Annotated in this window: 16 protein-coding genes, 1 tRNA gene, 1 pseudogene and 2 riboswitches; of the genes and pseudogenes, 2 read left to right on the top strand and 16 right to left on the bottom strand. The window is 31.0% G+C overall.

Going from position 1 to position 15,630, the window contains the following annotated elements:
• Nucleotide 1 precedes the first annotated feature (1 nt).
• The 14 genes and pseudogenes from cbiQ to aroC form a co-directional block, all read right to left on the bottom strand.
• A complete protein-coding gene (cbiQ, locus tag Q428_RS03620; RefSeq protein ID WP_035378279.1) occupies nt 2-706 on the bottom strand; it encodes a cobalt ECF transporter T component CbiQ in 705 nt (234 codons plus the stop codon).
• 19 nt (nt 707-725) lie between these two features.
• Nucleotides 726-1,319 carry an alpha-ribazole phosphatase gene (cobC, locus tag Q428_RS03615; RefSeq protein ID WP_035378277.1) on the bottom strand — a complete coding sequence of 198 codons (594 nt, stop codon included), beginning with the start codon at nt 1,317-1,319 and terminating at the stop codon, nt 726-728.
• Nucleotides 1,310-2,053, bottom strand: a complete 744-nt coding sequence (gene cobS / locus Q428_RS03610; RefSeq protein WP_035378275.1) for an adenosylcobinamide-GDP ribazoletransferase — start codon at nt 2,051-2,053, stop codon at nt 1,310-1,312. Before cobS ends, cobC begins: the two co-directional genes overlap by 10 nt.
• Entirely contained in the window at nt 2,053-2,595 is a 543-nt protein-coding gene (gene cobU, locus Q428_RS03605) for a bifunctional adenosylcobinamide kinase/adenosylcobinamide-phosphate guanylyltransferase (protein ID WP_035378274.1), read from the bottom strand. The genes cobS and cobU overlap by 1 nt, the downstream gene beginning before the upstream one ends.
• Before the next feature lie 4 nt (nt 2,596-2,599).
• Nucleotides 2,600-3,666 (bottom strand): annotated as a pseudogene (gene cobT, locus Q428_RS03600) (nicotinate-nucleotide--dimethylbenzimidazole phosphoribosyltransferase).
• A 142-nt stretch (nt 3,667-3,808) separates the two neighbouring features.
• Nucleotides 3,809-3,979, bottom strand: a riboswitch (cobalamin riboswitch).
• A 132-nt stretch (nt 3,980-4,111) separates the two neighbouring features.
• Nucleotides 4,112-4,783 (bottom strand): C40 family peptidase, encoded by a 672-nt coding sequence (locus Q428_RS14785; RefSeq protein WP_084478085.1) that lies wholly within the window; start codon nt 4,781-4,783, stop codon nt 4,112-4,114.
• A riboswitch (cyclic di-AMP (ydaO/yuaA leader) is annotated at nt 4,783-4,909 on the bottom strand. (Overlaps the previous gene by 1 nt.)
• A gap of 64 nt (nt 4,910-4,973) precedes the next feature.
• On the bottom strand, nt 4,974-5,615 hold the full coding sequence (locus Q428_RS03590; RefSeq protein WP_035378272.1) for a lactate utilization protein: 642 nt from the start codon (nt 5,613-5,615) through the stop codon (nt 4,974-4,976).
• A 3-nt stretch (nt 5,616-5,618) separates the two neighbouring features.
• Nucleotides 5,619-6,167, bottom strand: a complete 549-nt coding sequence (locus Q428_RS14370; protein ID WP_152539064.1) for a GNAT family N-acetyltransferase — start codon at nt 6,165-6,167, stop codon at nt 5,619-5,621.
• Nucleotides 6,168-6,265: 98 nt separating this feature from the next.
• Nucleotides 6,266-6,802, bottom strand: coding sequence for a lytic transglycosylase domain-containing protein (locus tag Q428_RS03580; RefSeq protein ID WP_035378269.1), 537 nt, complete (start codon nt 6,800-6,802; stop codon nt 6,266-6,268).
• Nucleotides 6,786-7,412: a dephospho-CoA kinase gene (gene coaE, locus Q428_RS03575; RefSeq protein ID WP_035378268.1), complete on the bottom strand. Its 627-nt coding sequence runs from the start codon at nt 7,410-7,412 to the stop codon at nt 6,786-6,788. Before coaE ends, Q428_RS03580 begins: the two co-directional genes overlap by 17 nt.
• 8 nt (nt 7,413-7,420) lie before the next feature.
• Nucleotides 7,421-9,991 carry a DNA polymerase I gene (gene polA / locus Q428_RS03570; protein ID WP_035378265.1) on the bottom strand — a complete coding sequence of 857 codons (2,571 nt, stop codon included), beginning with the start codon at nt 9,989-9,991 and terminating at the stop codon, nt 7,421-7,423.
• A gap of 148 nt (nt 9,992-10,139) precedes the next feature.
• The gene (locus Q428_RS03565; protein ID WP_035378263.1) at nt 10,140-11,003 is read right to left on the bottom strand and encodes a hypothetical protein; all 864 of its coding nucleotides are present in this window, start codon (nt 11,001-11,003) and stop codon (nt 10,140-10,142) included.
• A gap of 1 nt (nt 11,004) precedes the next feature.
• Complete coding sequence (locus Q428_RS03560) at nt 11,005-11,553, bottom strand: RNA polymerase sigma factor (RefSeq protein WP_035378262.1); 549 nt, start codon at nt 11,551-11,553, stop codon at nt 11,005-11,007.
• Nucleotides 11,554-11,557: 4 nt separating this feature from the next.
• The gene (aroC, locus tag Q428_RS03555; RefSeq protein ID WP_035378261.1) at nt 11,558-12,706 is read right to left on the bottom strand and encodes a chorismate synthase; all 1,149 of its coding nucleotides are present in this window, start codon (nt 12,704-12,706) and stop codon (nt 11,558-11,560) included.
• A 172-nt stretch (nt 12,707-12,878) separates the two neighbouring features.
• On the opposite strand from aroC, the gene Q428_RS03550 reads away from it, so the two are divergent.
• Nucleotides 12,879-13,226 carry a hypothetical protein gene (locus Q428_RS03550; RefSeq protein ID WP_035378260.1) on the top strand — a complete coding sequence of 116 codons (348 nt, stop codon included), beginning with the start codon at nt 12,879-12,881 and terminating at the stop codon, nt 13,224-13,226.
• A gap of 187 nt (nt 13,227-13,413) precedes the next feature.
• Nucleotides 13,414-13,500: transfer RNA gene (locus tag Q428_RS03545), tRNA-Leu, on the top strand.
• 91 nt (nt 13,501-13,591) lie between these two features.
• On the opposite strand, the gene Q428_RS03540 is transcribed toward Q428_RS03545, so the two are convergent.
• Both Q428_RS03540 and Q428_RS03535 read right to left on the bottom strand, forming a co-directional pair.
• Nucleotides 13,592-15,100, bottom strand: a complete 1,509-nt coding sequence (locus Q428_RS03540; protein ID WP_051514883.1) for an alpha-amylase family glycosyl hydrolase — start codon at nt 15,098-15,100, stop codon at nt 13,592-13,594.
• A 236-nt stretch (nt 15,101-15,336) separates the two neighbouring features.
• A complete protein-coding gene (locus Q428_RS03535; RefSeq protein ID WP_035378328.1) occupies nt 15,337-15,531 on the bottom strand; it encodes a hypothetical protein in 195 nt (64 codons plus the stop codon).
• Nucleotides 15,532-15,630 lie beyond the last annotated feature (99 nt).

Below are 15,630 nucleotides of genomic sequence, written 5' to 3'. Positions count from 1 at the left end.
ACTACCACTCCTTGTAAACACATATTATTAATAAAATTAAATTATATAAAAATATTGCAAATCTTCTTTTTGTTGAACTAGAAAAATTTTTATGAAAATAACAAGTATGTCCTCGATAACATCTGCTATTTATTGCTTCTTTTATTTCCTTCCATCTTCTAAATGTATTAATAAACAACAAACCTGCTACCTTTCCTGAATTTAAAACCTTTGATTTGAAATCATCAAATCCACCTCTGGCTTTAACTGCACTGTGTAAAATAAAAAACTCATCCTCAATAAGTATGAGAAACCTCTGCATGCTTTTTGCAATATCACATATATCCCTGAGGTTCTCATTTTTTGATATAACATATAGCAAATCATCAATAGGTGTAGTAAATGCAAGATATGTAACTGCAAGTCCACCTGAAAGACATTTTAATAGCACTATTAAACAATACCCTATACCATAATCAAATACAAAAGTTACTGAAGACATTAACGCAAAGCCAAGAATACCTAAAACAAACTTTAAAACAAGTTTTAAAGGATTTTTAGATATAATATGCAGTGCTATAAAAACTAATATATTAATTGCTGGCATCAAAATACTTCTTGTAAATCCAATAATTAGTATTGGAATTATACAAAAGGCCGCTTTCTCATATGGATGTATATTTGCCAGTTTGCTGTTCTTTGCATAGGCTGTTACTATTCTGAACATTTCTTTTCCTTCCTTGATATCATACTAGTACTTCTGATAAATTTCCAAATGAATTTAGTGCCTTTATGTACATGTACCCATTATCTACTGATATTATATTGACTGTTCCATGATTAACTTGAAACTTATAAAAATGCTCTTTACTGCCAAATACTAATGACATTGCACATCTTATTACCCCTCCATGGGTTACTGCTAAAACTCGTTTGTGTTTATAACTTACATCCTTAATAAAATCTTCTACTCTGCCAAATAGTTCTGAAAGGCTCTCACCCTCTGGAATCTTATAATTTATATAATCTCTAGTCCACCAAGAATATTCTATTGGGTACTTTTTTTCTATTTCCCTATAATGAAGTCCATCAAATATCCCAAAATTTATTTCTCTGAGCCTTTCATCTATTGAATAACTTTTTTCCAGAAGTTCTATTGTCTGCTTTGCCCTCTTTAAAGGACTTACATAAACTGCATCAAATTCAATTTCCTTTAAGTAATTATTCAAATTTTTAATTTCGTTTTTTCCTTCAAAAGAAAGCTCATCATCAATTGCTCCAAGGTAGCATCCCTTTTTATTTATCTCAGTTCTTCCATGTCTTATAAAAACTATCTCCATAAACTCACCGCCATAAATACTGTTAAGCTCACAATTTCACAAAGCTCAGTGCATGCTCCATAAACATCCCCTGTTAATCCATCTATTGTTTTATAGGACAATTTCATTAACAAAAGAGCAAATATCACAACACTGACAAGAGCAATTAAGAACATTGTCCTTACTGTTACTAACCCTATTACTGTAAGTATTATAGTTGCTGAAATAAAATACTTTTTCGTAGGGTTAGCAGTAAACATATCACCCATACCACCTGGTCTGGCACTTTTCCCAAAAGAAAAAAGCATTGAAGATGCTGTTCTTCCTAATGCACAGGAAAATATTAATGCTGGTATTACTAATCCTGCTGGTATGTTTTTTATAATCACATACTTGGCTAATATATCAAATATTATAGCTATCACTCCAAAGGTTCCAACTCTGCTATCCTTCATTATTTCAAGTATTCTTTCTTTAGAACGTGCCGAAAAGAACCCGTCTGCTGTATCTGATAAACCATCAACATGTATTCCACCAGTAACAAAAATAATAGTAAAAACTGCTGAAAGTGATGCTATATCATTATTTATGAATTGAAACAAATAATATACTCCTCCTGATATTAAGCCAACAACAACTCCTACAAATGGGAAGAAAAATGCACCTCTTGAAAGAGTCTTGCTGTCCATATCAACTGGGATATTTATTGGTAATCTTGTTAAAAACTGAAGCATTAAAATAAAAGCCTTAATCATTATTTAAGCCTTAATGGCAATCCACATGCTACAATATAAACCTCGTCGCACATGGAGGCTATTTTTTGGTTTACTCTTCCAACAATATCCCTGTAAACCCTTGCCACATGGTTTTCAGGAACTATTGAATCTCCTACTTCATTTGTTACCATAACAAGATTACCATCTATATTTCTTACAGCTTCTACTAATTTTGATATTTCATTTACAACGGTATCTTCAACTTCCCTTTGTTTATCAAATGGAATTTTCTCATAATCCTTAGTTATATCAAACATGATATTAGAAGTTAATACAGTTATACAATCTAAAAGATAGTTTTGTATGCCGCATACTGCTTCTTCAAGATTATAGTTATTCTCAAAAGTTTTCCATTCTTTAGGACGTTGCTCCCTATGGAGCCTTATTCTATCTTCCATCTCCTTGTCATATATTCTTGACGTTGCAATATAAACAACATCCTTAATACCCAGATATTGAGATTCCGCAAAGGTACTTTTACCACTCCTTGCGCCACCTGTTACTAAAACTATCCTTGCCATAACATCACCTTATATCCACATAATTATTTTTATCTAAACAAGCATCATCAAAGGTTCCCATATTATTAATGGTATATAGTGCAGCCTCAATAACATTAAATGCTAAAGGACATCCTGAACCTTCTCCAAGTCTCATCTTTAAATTAAGTATTGGCTCTAGTACAAGTTCCTTCATCATATAAACTGCACCAGGCTCAGCTGAAAGATGTGACGGAAACATGTACTCCCTTGCCAGAGGATTTAATCTATATGCACAAAGGGCTGCTGCTGAAGCAATAAACCCATCAATTACTATTGGAACCCTGTTTTTAGCAGCTCCTAAAAAGCATCCACATAAACCTGCTATATCATATCCACCAACCTTAGCAATTACATCAATCACATCCTCCCTATTGGTTTATTAACCTCTAATGCCCTTTTAACTACATTTTTTTTATGTTCGAACTGCTCGTTAGTAAGTCCTGAACCCTTACCAACTACAATGCCAGCATCAAGACCAGATAAAGCACTTAAAACTGCTGCACTTGTAGTGGTATTTCCTATTCCCATTTCACCAGTTCCAAAGATATCATATCCATCTTTCACAAGGTTATCTATTATTTCTATTCCTGTTTCTATGGCTATTATTGCCTGTTCCCTTGTCATAGCTGGTCCTTTAACTATATTTTGTGTTCCATAGGATATTTTTTTATTTATAATCATAGGATTATCAAAATCCGCATCTACACCTATATCTACAATTGTCAAATCTGTATTGGTAAACTCTGATAGCACACAAACTCCAGTTATTTTTCTTGTGAAATTATTTGTTACAATTGCTGTTGTTTCCTTTGGATTAGTACTAACTCCCTCATCAACTACTCCATTATCTGCACACATAATGATAATATTTTTTTTGTTCATTTTATTTTGTAATTTTCCTGTAATACCTGCGATTCTAGCAGCTATATCTTCAAGTATTCCTAAGCTTCCAATTGGTTTACTCAGATTATCTATGTAATTCCAAGCTTGATCCATCGTTTTTTTATCTAATTCCTCAATATTATTTAGGGTTTTCATTAATAAATTCATACAAATTCCTCCAAAAATAAATTCCCCTGACCAATGGAGGCAGGGGATAAGGCATATCCTGATACATAAAAAAACTCACCGTCCAAGGTGAGGGTAATGATCTATGCATAATCACTTATATGCCGTTAACCTTCCCTCCGAAGGATTAGCTAAAGACTAGGCAGGTCTCCTGGCTGACGGGTCATTCTCCTCCTACCTTCCCAGCATTGCCAGTGGTTAGGATTCGTCTCCGTATACAGTAGCGGGGGCTGCAGCGGATTTTCACCGCTTTCCCTATTAAACCATATCGGTACCGTAGACTTTTTAAAACAAATATTCTATTACTATCTAAATTATAATTGCAGTTAACGCATATTTCAAGAACTTTTTATATAATTCAAAATATATTGTTTAAGTGAAATTTTGACGAAAAAGGTTATTCCACATGGAATAACCTAAAAAATTACTAATTAATAATTCTTGTTGCCCCAACATACCTTGCAGCATAGTAACTTTCCGATAATGCAGTTACTGTTATACCTTTACTTGAAGAAGCATGTATAAACTTTCCTTCTCCAATATAAATTCCAACATGTGAAATTCCTGGCTTATAAGTTTCAAAGAAAACTAAATCCCCTTTTTGGAGCTCAGATTTTGGAACTGATTGTCCTAATGTTGCCTGTCCAGCTGCTGTATGAGGTAAATTAATACCCATTTTATCAAAAACAAACATTGTAAAGCCTGAACAATCAAATCCTGAAGGTGATGATCCTCCAAATACATAATGAACTCCCATATACCTTTTTGCAATAGAAATCAACTCATCAGCATTAACATCGCCTAATACTCTGCCAGTTCGCCCTACAATATAGCTACCTCTACTCTTTGAACGTACTATTTTTTTCTTTTTTGATGTTGTCTTTTTAGCTTTTGAAGACTTCTTTTTTGCTGTTTTAGTTGATGTTGTTTTTTTCTTTGCTGCACTTTTACTTGAAGTGGAGCTTTTTTTAGATGTAGTTTTCTTTGCTACTTTTTTAGATGTTTTTTTTGTAACTGCATATGTTGTTACCTCACTACAAGTGAAAGCAAACATACACATAAAAACGATGGAAAGAACGATTTTTTTGTAGTTTTTCATGTAATTCCCCTTCCTGCCTCCGAAGTTAGCTGACGGTTCGGGAGAAGGTCTTCCCTACTAGTTGTTACTAGATTCACCCCAACATTGGTTCCTCCGTACCATCTCTGGATTCGGCTAAAATTTTATGTGAATATTTCACATATACTTATTTATATATTATATTTTGTTAAGCCACAAAAATCAACCTATTTTAGAATCCAATATCTTCCTTGACCAATATCACTATACCCCTCCCCCTTGTATTTTGTCTGTAGGTAACTACATAGTGAGTACATATTCTTTCATCAGAAGAACAATCTACACAATTTCCTACTTGAACACAAGGTGTTTTCCTATTAAGTCTTTTTGAGTTAATGGGTGATGCATAGTTTCTAACCCTTTCATATGCGTCATCAAGGTTTTTTACTATTTTATTCCACCCAGCAATTATCACTATTTTCTTAGGTCCAAAAATCATAGCTGCAACTCTATTACCATTACCATCAAGATTTACAAGTTCTCCATTTTCAGTAATCGCATTACTGCTTGTTATATAAAAATCAGCAAAGAAACTTTCTCTATAAAGTTTGCCTATATCATCTGGTGATAATCCTTCTTTATATCTATCTAGAAGATGATAATCATTATTTCTTAGATATTCAATAGCTCCTGCTTCAATAATTGACATTGAGCCACCAAATGAAACTGTTGAATTTTTTGGAATTATATCTTTTAAAATACCATTTACGTCATCTTTTTTTTCGACAATATAAACTTCATAATTATTCTTCTCTAACGCCTGTTTAGTCTTTTCTAACTGCACTTCCCTATACCATAACACATTCTTATCCATTTTTTACACTCCCTTCTTTTCAAAGATAATCATCTTCCCAGCAGAGCCCTCATTTGAAAAGTCTGCAGCCCTAGTCGGCTTGTACCCATTATTCTTCCAAAACTGCTGTGCCCTTTTGTTTTCAAACATCACAACAGCATTAATTTGCTTAACACTATATTTTGTTTTAAAATAATTTTCAATATCTTCTATTACCTGAGTACCTATTCCTGCTTCTCTATATTCTTTTATTATAATAAATGATAAAACCCAAAGCTCCGGTTCATTTATATTTTCAAGCCTTCCCTTAATTATTCCAACTAGTTTTTCATTTTTATATATTCCTAAAAAATATTCTAAGCTGTTTACCAATGTTTCAAAATATCTTTCTTTAATATCCTCAATTTGAAATTCTTCTTTTCTCCCTAATGCTTTCAAGCTATCCTCTGATTGGTTAACACACTCTAAAACACTCTTAAGATCAGTAACGTTTATATTTTTTATGTCTAAATCCCCATTAACGATTTGTACCGGTATCATACTATCACCTGTCTTTTTCATTTGTAGTTTCAAACTAAATATATTATTCTATAAAAGAATTTAAATTCCTTTAAAGTAAAATAATAATTTGATAGCATAATCCCCTATCGTTTATGTAGCCATTACATACCCTATTTATAAATCATTTTATACATTTTATAGTTAGCCTTTATTTTTATAACATAGTTTCTTGTCTCATTAAATGGTATCTCTTCTATATTCAATCTTTTATCAGTGCTGTTTCTAACCCATTTTCTAACATTCCCCTCTCCCCCATTATATGCTGCAATTACACAATCCATGTTACCATTGAAATCCTTATATAATTTTGAAATATAGTAACATCCAAATTTAATATTAGTCTGAGCCTCAAAAAGTTTTTCCTCGCTATAATCTTGTTCACCAAGAAGGGAAGCAATATATTTACCGGTTTTTGGCGTTATTTGCATGAGACCTCTAGCATTTTTGTTTGATATTGCATACGGATTAAATTTACTTTCTACTTTAATAAAGGAAAAAATTAAATTCGGATCTAAATTATACTCTTTACTATACATATATACGTATTTTTTATAATGCTGAGGATAAAAATTTTTTAAAATAATCTTATAATTTATAGCAATAAACACAAAGATCAATATTACAATTAGACTAAGAACCTTCTTCAAAACTAAATTCCTCCAACCCCATTATATCTTTAATTATTTTTCTTGTTTGCAGTTTCACATTCTCTAAATCCCCATTGTTATCGATTATAAAATCAGCATATTTAACTTTATCTGATAAGGGCATTTGTGAATTTATTCTTTTAAAGGCTTCCTTCTCAGATATTTTATCTCTTTGCATAAGCCTTTTTAATTGTGTTTCTTTATTGACACAAACTAAAACGACATAATCAACTAATTTATAAAAACCAGCTTCTATTAATAATGCAGCATCCACAACACATAATTTTTTCCCTGATTTATCCTTTAAATCTATCTCATATTTTATATGCTTTTCTATGACTGGATGAGTAATTTTATTTAATTTATTAAGTGAATATTCGTCAGAGAACACTATCTCTCCTAATTTTTTTCTGTTAAGGCTTCCATCAGAATTTATAACCTCGTTTCCGAATTCTTCAGCTATCTTATCTAAGATATCTGATCCTTTTTTAACTATTTCCCTGGCTATTAAATCTGCATCTATAATATCTATATGAAATTCAGTTTTTAATATGTTAGAAATAGTACTTTTTCCAGAAGCAATTCCTCCTGTAAGTCCAATAACCTTCAAATTATCACCTACTTCGTTTCATACCAGTTTTCACCTAGATTAATGTCTACTATTAGCGGTACTGCTAAGGAAACAGCTTTTTCCATCTCAGTTCTGACAAGATTCACAACATCGTCTGCTTCTTCTTTTTCAACCTCTAAAATTAATTCATCATGTACTTGTAATATTAATTTGGATTTTAAATTATTTTCTTTTAGTCTTTTATCTACATTAACCATTGCAATTTTTATTATATCTGCCGCACTTCCTTGAATTGGAGTATTCATTGCTAACCTTTCACCAAACATCCTTACATTTTTATTGGTTGAATTTATTTCAGGTATAAATCTAATTCTATGCATCAAAGTTTTAACGTAATTTTTTTCTCTTGCTTCTCTAATTGTATCATCCAGATATTTTTTAACTCCCTTATATCTTTCAAAATAGTTCTCTATATATTTTTTTGCTTCCTTTACACTGACCTTTATATCCTTTGATAACCCAAAATCGCTTAATCCATAAATAATTCCAAAATTTACAGCTTTTGCATTGCTTCTCTGCAATTTTGTAACTTCATCCATTGATATTCCAAACACTTCCGAAGCTGTCCTTGTGTGTATATCTTGGTTATTTATAAATGCGTCTATTAAATTTTCATCCTTTGATAAATGTGCAAGTACCCTTAGTTCAATTTGTGAATAATCAGCTGATAAAATTAAGTTATCCTTTTTTGATGGAATAAAAGCTTTTCTTATAGTCCTTCCATATTCCATTTTTATTGGTATATTTTGGAGGTTTGGCTCAGTGCTTGAGATTCTCCCTGTAGCAGTTACTGTCTGATTAAAATTTGAATGTATCTTTCCATCTGATTCAACCGCTGCAATTAAACCATCTATATATGTTGATTTCAGCTTAGTAAGCTGTCTATAACTTAATATTTTTTCAATTATTTCGTGTTTTCCTAATAATTCCTCTAAAACTTCTGCACTTGTGGAGTATCCAGTTTTAGTTTTCTTTATAATGGGAAGTTGTAATTTTTCAAAGAGTATTACTCCTAGCTGTTTTGGTGAATTTATATTAAACTCTTCTGCAGCAATATCATATATTTCTGCTGTAAGCTTATCTATTTCTTCTGAGAGTTCAAATCCTATTTCGTTAAGTGTATTTTTATCAATCTTAAATCCTTGGATCTCCATTTTAGCCAACACTTCACATAAAGGCATCTCAATATTATTAAATAGTTCTAACATTTCATATTGGTGCATCTTCTCCAACATTAAAGCCTTTATGTTTTCCATGCTTTCAAGAAACATTACAGTTATATTTTTTGAATTTTCTTCATTAACTGGTGGCAAGTTTAGTTCAGTAAATTTTTCAAGTATGGTTGTAATTCCATAATCATTTTCTGATGGATTTAAAAGATATGCCGCAATCTCAAAATCGAAATCAACTGCTGCCAAATTTATATTATTTTTCTTTAGGTAACTGTAAACCCTCTTTAAGCCAAAGGTGTTCTTTTTTATTTCATCTGACTCAAAAATCTCTTTAAAATCACTAATTTTTTCTCTCGTTACATATAAATTTTTATCCACCATCATACCATTTACTTCATTACCGCTATATGTAAATACAAAATTAAATGTCTTTTCCTTAGTTATTTTATCAAATACTGATGAATCGCCAAGGTATTCCTTTATTTCTGGTAGTCCTATTTCCTTAATTTCCTTTTTTTCTTCTAATTTTATTCTATCCCCTAAACTTTTAAACTCCATTAGTTTAAATAATTCTTTTACCATAGCAGCATCATAATCTTCTACCTTTATATCATCCAATTTAAAATCTATTGGTACATTTCTATCGATTGTTGCTAATTTTTTACTTAAGAAAGCATCATCCCTATGTTTTTCAAGATTTTCTTTTAACTTTTTTCCCGAAACCTTATCAAGATTTTCAAAAACGTTTTCAAGTGTCTTATACTCTAATAATAACTTTATAGCTGTTTTTTCACCAACCCCTGGAACCCCTGGTATATTATCCGATGCGTCACCCATTAAACCTTTTAAATCAATTATTCCTTCAGGCGTAAGACCATATTTATCTTTTATTTGTTGGATATCATATAAATCTGTTTCAGTTATGCCCTTTTTAGTTATTATAACCCTTGTGTATTTTGAAACAAGTTGTAACGCATCCCTATCACCAGTGTAAATATATACATCAAGCTCAGGTGACTCAAACTTTTTTGCTATTGTTCCAATTATATCATCCGCTTCATATCCCTCTATCTCAAAAATTCCAACATTAAATGCTTGGAGTAATTCCTTAACAGGCGGGAACTGCTGTGCTAAATCATCAGGCATTTTTTTTCTCCCTGCTTTATAATCCTCATATTCTTTATGTCTAAATGTTGGAGCCTTTTTATCAAAAGCTGCTGCTATATAGTCTGGTTTCATCTCCTCAAGTATTTTGAGAAGCATTGTAGTAAACCCATAAACTGCTCCAGTTGGTTGTCCATTTGAAGTAGTCATTGGCGGAAGTGCATAATAAGCTCTATTTAATAAACTATTAGCATCTAAAATAACTAGTTTCCTTTTATTCAATTTAATCTCCCCTTAACCTTTAATTAAATATATTATATACAATAACTTTCATTATGTAAAAGTCAACCAGAAATTCATGTTAATTTAGAGTAAAATTTACCCTTTCAATTATTTATTGAATATATGATTGTTGTTAAAAAAAGCAACCTTACGGCTGCTTTTTTAATATTTCTATTACAACTTTATCTTCTTTAACTTCATTCAACATCTCAAGCTGAATATTATCTCTGTTAACTTCTTCTAAAAAATTTTTAAAATCCTCTTCTGTTAAGGAAAAAATATTATCAGAAAGTTTTGTAGAACCAGCTAAAATCAATCTAACTTTTTCTTCCTCCTCATCATTAATATATAACTGATAATTAACAACATAACTTTTATCACTAAAGTCCGAAGATGTTTTATTAGAGTTATTATTTAATACCTCATCATTAATATCGTTATTTTTAAAATCTGTTACTTGAGTCTTCTCTTTTTTATCATAACTGTAATTTTTTTCCGATGTATCCTTTTCCTTTCTTTCCTGTTGAAGTTTTACATCATTTGTCTTTTCAGCTAAACTTTTTTCAGTAGCTTGACTTATATTCTTTTTTGTTGTTTCTAACCTGTCATTTGTTATATTTGCAGAAGACATATTTTTATCTGTAGTTGTATTTTCATTTGATAGAGAATATTGAGTTACCCCAGGAGCCTGTTTTGCTACACCTCTATCCTCCATTATATTTTTTGATAATTCTTTTTTATCCTTTAGGTATCCTGTTTCCTCAGACTTTTTCAAATTATGGAAAGGTAGATAAATACTTCTTGCACCAACAAAAATTAAAATTGCGGCAGCCAACCCTGTTAAGAATTTATGGTTTAATTTTTGTTTTTTATGCAAAGTATGCTCATTTATCATCCTGTCAATAATTTCATTGTGTAACTCATCAGGTGCCGTTTCTTCTAATTCAAATAGTAAACCTGCTTCTAATTCTTCATTTTTATCTAAATCATTCAAATATCTTTCTAAACTCATATCAGCACCCCCTTCTGATTCCTGTCTTTGTCAATTCGTTTTTTAGTGCTTCCCTTGCCCGGTTAATTCTGGATTTTACAGTTCCAATTTCAAGCCCTAATATTTCTGATATTTCCTGGTATGAAAGTCCATTTATATCTCTTAATATAATAATTGTCCTATGATCATTACTTAGCCTTAATATACACTTTTTAATTATATTTTTTATCTCATTTTTTTCTACAATGCTTTCCACCCTGTATTCATTATCTATTTCAAATTTGGATGCCTCTTCAAATGATATCTCAGCTTTTTTCTTTTTTAAATAATCAATGCATGTATTGTAAGTAATTCTATATATCCATGTTGATATTTTACTGTTACCTTGAAACTTTTCAATTGACTTATATATTTTCAAACATACATCCTGCGTTACGTCACGTGCATCTTCTTTATTCTTTAAGGTATAATAGGAAAGATTATATATCTTGTTTTCATATATACTAAAAAGTTTTTCAAAGGCTAATAAATCTTTATTCTTACACCTCTCAATAAGCTCCATTTCTTCCATATCTCTACCTCCTGCTTATACGTTTCAAATAAAAGTCATAGGAGTTTCTTATATCTTCAATGGAGTCTCCACCAAATTTATTTAAAAATTCCTTAGTTATTTCAAAGGCTAAAATATTTTCACATACAACACCTAATGATGGAACTGCACATGTATCAGAGCGTTCATATCTACTTATAGCTTCCTCTCCATTCAATTTTACTGTCTTTATACCCTTCCTTGTTGTTGGTATTGGCTTCATATAAACTTTAATCACAACAGGCATTCCATTGGTTATTCCTCCTTCTATCCCCCCTGCATAATTTGTTGAACGCTTATAGTAATCATTTTCTACAATAATTTCATCATTCACTTCGCTGCCATATGAACATGAAGCCATAATACCCTCACCAAATTCCATTGCTTTCACAGCCTGTATTGACATTATAGCACCTGAGATTATATAATCCATCCTTCTATCATAACTTGAATAACTTCCTAACCCACATGGTATATTATAAGCTATTACTTCAACCTCTCCTCCTAATGTTTCTCCCTTTTCTTTAGCTAATTCAATTTCTTCAATCATCCTTTTTTCTATCTTAGCATCAAAACACCTGATTTGTGACTCCTCTATACGTTTAATGTTTTCTTCAGCACTCATATCAACTCTGCTTAAATCCTCCACTTTTCCTATCCTTAATACCCTGCTGACTATTTTGACGTCAAATTTATTTAAAAGTTCCATACAAATTGCTCCAATAGCAGTTCTTATTGCTGTTTCTCGAGCACTTGCCCTCTCAATTACATTTCTTATATCATTAAGATTATATTTTAAAATTCCATTTAAATCAGCATGTCCTGGCCTTGGAACAGTAATCTTTCCAGTATATTCCTTTTGTATATCCATAATGTCCATCCAATTTTTATAATCCTTATTATATATTAACATAGATATAGGGGAGCCAGTTGTTTTGCCACCTCTAATACCTGATAAGATTTCTACCTGGTCATATTCTATTTTCATTCTTTCTCCTCTCCCATACCCCCTTTGTCTTCTAGCCAATTGCAGATTTACTCTGTTTATATCTATTTCAACATTTGAAGGAAACCCTTCAATAATTGCAACCAATCCTTTACCATGGGATTCTCCTGCATCAAGAAATCTTAACATAAATTCAACCCCTTTACATATTTAAACAGTTTTACATTTTTTCTTATCCAGTATTTAATTTTACCATAAATATTATCATTCTTCATATATAGTTAATGTATACTACGTTAATTTAATCTGGAAATTATATAAAAAATATTATAATATATTAAATAGAAAGGAGGTTTTAACTATGATGTTGCCAAAAGGTGCACCATGGTATGTAATAGTTTTAATTTTCACTGCTATTGCAATTTTTTCAATAATAATATTTAATTTCTTAAGGGTTACATTACTTAAAAAGTACAAAATCAAAAAAAGTGTTCTTTTTATTTTAATGACCTTTATGTTGTTTATGCCATTGTTGTTTCAAAAATTTTACACTAGTAATGTTTTAATCCCATATGTCCAAGTTATTGTCTTTTCTGTCCTTATGTTAATTTATCTTGAAACTGCTAAAATCGATCGTGAAAATAAAAATAAACCGGTTGTTGGAAGACCAAAGGCAAAACCTAATAGAGCCAAAAATGATAACAAATAATAAAATGTTTGTTATTCTATTAATCAGTAATTGTTTACATAATAAGCAAGTGAGCTATATTTTAATGCTTCACTTGCTTTGTTATTAAAATATAATTGTGTATTGTATATTCTTTTAAAATTTATTGTTGACTTAAAATAATTTTGGATTTATAATAAAACATGTCAACAGGAACAGTATATTGCATGCCGAAGTGGTGGAATTGGCAGACGCGCCGGACTCAAAATCCGGTGGAGTAAAATCCGTGCGGGTTCGACCCCCGCCTTCGGCACCAGTTATACCAAGATTAAAGAGCATTGAGTGTTGAATTCAATGCTCTTTTTTATTTGGATTCTAATTCTTGTAGATACTTAATTATCTTTATACTATTTAATTATTATAAAAGAATTCCTATTTAAATTTAAGTTTATATCACCATTATTTATATTCATATCTCCTTTTCCTTTAATTATTTCTCCCTTTAACTGTATATCCTGTGGCAGATGAATTGTTAAAGTAACAGAACTGTCACCCAGGTTATGAACTATAAGGTTTGAATTGCTTTCATAAGTTCTTAAATAAGCCAATGTTTTATCATCTGTATTTAATAGCTTTATATCTCCTTTTGTTAAAACATCGTTAGACAATCTAAACTTGATCATATCCCTGTAAAAGTTAAGCAAGGAATCATTCTTGTTATCCATTTCCTCAACTGAAGTTGAATTTTTCCCTATATTATAATCTAATCTTTCCCATGTTGTTTGCCCCTTGCCACTGTTTTTGTACCATTTAAATGGTTCCCTTATTTTTTCATCAGGCTTCTCACCTAACATTCCTATCTCTTCACCATAATAGATAAATGGATTGCCTGGGAGTGTTAGGTAGATTGCAGCAGCTGTTTTCATTTTTTCCATTGACTTTAGCCTTGACATTACTCGATTCATATCATGATTAGTAAGAAAAGGTGCATCTACAAAGTTCTTATTAATGTTCCCATATTTAGGATAGGTGTTTTCCATGATTAATTTAAGATTTACAGTTCTTCCAGAAGTTGCAGCCTTTATTATTTCTTCTGCTAGGGGAAAATTAAAGCATGAATCCATGACCTTAAAGTACTTTCCTATTATATTTTCACTAGTCCAAATTTCTCCCACCAGATACGTATCACTTTTTATAATTCTGACATAATCACCAAACTCCTGCCACCAGATTAAAGTATCTTGAATTCTATTTTGGGGATAAATATGCCTAGCCGCATCTATTCTAAAACCATCTACTCCTTTATCAAGCCAGAATTCTGCAATTTCTTTTATTTCTTTTCTTACTCTTTTGTTATCAAAATTTAAATCTGGCATTTCTGACCAAAAATTTGCATAATAAAATGAATCACCACTTTTATGCCATGCCCTTTGCCCAATGTCAGACAACTCAGTTAGATTTGTATTTTTATCTGACCAAACATAATAATCTCTATATTTATTGTTTTTTGATTTTCTAGCTTCAATAAACCATGGGTGCATGCTACTTGTGTGATTTGGAACAAAATCAATTATCACTTTTATGTTTCTTCTGTGAGCTTCTTTTATTAGATTAACAAAATCCTCAAAAGTTCCAAGTTCTTCTTTAATCCTGTAGTAATCTGTAACATCATAGCCGTGATAGCTTGGTGATTCAAATATTGGACTTAACCATATTCCATTCACACCTAGGTTTTGTATATAATCCAATTTTTCTTCAATTCCCTTTAAATCTCCAATTCCATCACCGTTGCTATCGTAAAATGATCTAACAAATATTTCATAGAAAACCATACCTTTTTTCTCAGTAATAGGGACTTTGATATTGATTTTACTTAAATCTAATGGCTTTACTTCTTTATGTGCAAACTTGCACATTCTGCAAAAAATAATAGCCTTTCACTGCTAAACCTAAGATAATCGTTGCAATAATAAATAATATTAATTTTTTCTTCATTTTCCTCCTCCTTTTTTCAAAAATTACTTACTGAAATATAATTCAATTTTTATTTTCATTTTCCTTCTGAAAATCAAATACTTTATTAAATTTAAGAATAATAAAGGATTTCAAAAAAAGTTAAAGAGTAAGGAAAATGCCCTTACTCCTTAAACTGTCATCTTCTATCCTTTACGAGGTCAATGGTTCCTAATACAACATGGGCTAATCCAAAACCGATGATGCCGGCTGCTACCATAGGCTTAATTTCATGTCTTGGCATTCCTCTTTTTTTCATGTCAATACCCCTCATTGTAGCTCCAGCTGCTGTTACTACTGTACCTAGCATTGTTGGAATTAAACCTTCTCTTATCATAAAGAACCCTCCCTCTATATAGATATCGATGTCATTATTATAATTCTCTATAAAATCAAATATTATTCCTTATATTATTAACTGATAAAACTACTG

Origin of the sequence: Fervidicella metallireducens AeB (assembly GCF_000601455.1) — a bacterium.
GTDB classification, from domain to species: domain Bacteria; phylum Bacillota; class Clostridia; order Clostridiales; family Caloramatoraceae; genus Fervidicella; species Fervidicella metallireducens.
This window is presented reverse-complemented; position numbering and strand designations above follow the sequence as displayed.

What these genes read in the sequence shown, in the direction of transcription:
- Q428_RS03560 (WP_035378262.1), bottom strand. Translation starts at nt 11,553, where the DNA reads ATGGAAGAAATGGAGCTTATTGAGAGGTGTAAGAATAAAGATTTATTA.
- cobU (WP_035378274.1), bottom strand. Translation starts at nt 2,595, where the DNA reads ATGGCAAGGATAGTTTTAGTAACAGGTGGCGCAAGGAGTGGTAAAAGT.
- cbiQ (WP_035378279.1), bottom strand. Translation starts at nt 706, where the DNA reads ATGTTCAGAATAGTAACAGCCTATGCAAAGAACAGCAAACTGGCAAAT.
- Q428_RS03565 (WP_035378263.1), bottom strand. Translation starts at nt 11,003, where the DNA reads ATGAGTTTAGAAAGATATTTGAATGATTTAGATAAAAATGAAGAATTA.
- cobC (WP_035378277.1), bottom strand. Translation starts at nt 1,319, where the DNA reads ATGGAGATAGTTTTTATAAGACATGGAAGAACTGAGATAAATAAAAAG.
- Q428_RS14785 (WP_084478085.1), bottom strand. Translation starts at nt 4,783, where the DNA reads ATGAAAAACTACAAAAAAATCGTTCTTTCCATCGTTTTTATGTGTATG.
- Q428_RS03550 (WP_035378260.1), top strand. Translation starts at nt 12,879, where the DNA reads ATGATGTTGCCAAAAGGTGCACCATGGTATGTAATAGTTTTAATTTTC.
- cobS (WP_035378275.1), bottom strand. Translation starts at nt 2,053, where the DNA reads ATGATTAAGGCTTTTATTTTAATGCTTCAGTTTTTAACAAGATTACCA.
- aroC (WP_035378261.1), bottom strand. Translation starts at nt 12,706, where the DNA reads ATGTTAAGATTTCTTGATGCAGGAGAATCCCATGGTAAAGGATTGGTT.
- Q428_RS03540 (WP_051514883.1), bottom strand. Translation starts at nt 15,100, where the DNA reads ATGTGCAAGTTTGCACATAAAGAAGTAAAGCCATTAGATTTAAGTAAA.
- Q428_RS03590 (WP_035378272.1), bottom strand. Translation starts at nt 5,615, where the DNA reads ATGGATAAGAATGTGTTATGGTATAGGGAAGTGCAGTTAGAAAAGACT.